The organism is Vibrio sp. 1288 (assembly GCF_033344475.1).
Map to the genome: position 1 here is coordinate 1 of NZ_JAWPOX010000969.1, position 554 is coordinate 554.

The 554-nt window shown below is 47.8% G+C and carries 1 protein-coding gene; it reads left to right on the forward strand.

Annotated elements, in window-relative coordinates; all coding sequences use genetic code 11:
* Nucleotides 1-3 precede the first annotated feature (3 nt).
* Nucleotides 4-554, forward strand: a 551-nt coding sequence (locus R8O11_RS30390) for a YgjV family protein (protein WP_069505570.1), incomplete at its 3' end; no start/stop codon positions are given.

Consider the following 554-nt stretch of genomic DNA (forward strand, 5'->3'; position numbering starts at 1 on the left):
TAGATGGAAAACGGGTTAGCACAAGGCATTGGCGGCATCGCATTTCTGGTTGGCGTGATGGCCTTCTGGCAGAAAGATGACCTACGCTTTCGCTATCAGATGATGGCATTTTGTTTCATCATGGGCGTTCATTTCGCCTTACTGGGCGCAACCGTGGCGGCCATTGGCGTGGTCATTAATGGCATTCGCAGTTTCGCCTCCATCAAAACTCAATCGCGCAAAGTGATGTGGTTCTTCATTGCTCTTATGTGGCTGATGACCCTTCCAAACATAACTCACTTTTTTGAGTTACTCACGGTAATCGGATCGTCCGTCGCCACTTGGGCGCTCTTTTCCAAACAAGGCATCGCCCTGCGCAGCTTAATTTTATTCAACTCATTTTGTTGGGTGAGCCACAACCTATGGCTTGGCTCGATTGGTGGCTCATTGGTTGAGAGCACCTTTATCGTCACCAACCTGTTGACCATTTATCGTTTGTTTCATGCCCAAGAACACATCTCCCAAACCCAAAACAATCAGTTTTTGGCGTCTAACACCGAATCCAGTACAGATTG